This is a genomic window from Pseudomonas sp. EL_65y_Pfl2_R96 (assembly GCF_963970905.1).
In the GTDB taxonomy this organism is placed as follows: domain Bacteria; phylum Pseudomonadota; class Gammaproteobacteria; order Pseudomonadales; family Pseudomonadaceae; genus Aquipseudomonas.
On the sequence record NZ_CAXAQH010000174.1, the window covers coordinates 1 to 575 of the forward strand.

Annotated in this window: 1 protein-coding gene; it reads left to right on the top strand. The window is 63.3% G+C overall.

The annotated features are described in order from the left end of the window. Positions 1–575: FAD-binding oxidoreductase (locus tag AACY49_RS30065; RefSeq protein ID WP_339527871.1), on the top strand; the 575-nt coding region annotated here is incomplete at both ends.

Below are 575 nucleotides of genomic sequence, written 5' to 3' on the forward strand. Positions count from 1 at the left end.
CGGCTGTGGACATTTGATGTGGAAAAACTGGTGCGGCGCCCGGCAGCGCTGGCCTTGCGCTGGCGCTTCGATGGCATGTCGCCCACCAGTCTGCTGACCGGCAACTGGGCCGAGGCCGATGCCCGTTTGCAGGCACAGGCGTTGGGTAACCGTTGGCGGCCGCTGCGGGTGGCGAAGATCGAGGCAGAAAGTCGCAACATCCGCTCCATTTACCTGGAGCCGGACGATGGCGCCGGTTTGCCGGTGTTTCTCGCGGGTCAGCATCTACCGCTGCGTTTTACTCTCGATGGCGAGGTGCACATCCGCACTTACAGCCTGTCGAGTGCGCCATCGGATGGTTTTTACCGGATCAGTGTGAAGCGCGAAGGCCGCGTGTCGAGCCATTTGCATGAGCAGATCCAGGTGTGTGACGTGTTGGAGGCGCGAGCGCCGCAAGGGCATTTCACCGTGGCGCCGCTGGAACGCCGGCCGCTGGTGCTGTTGGCGGCCGGGGTCGGCATTACGCCGCTGCTGTCGATGCTGCGCGAAGTGGTTTATCAAGGTTTGCGCACGCGCAGGATTCGTCCGACGTGGTT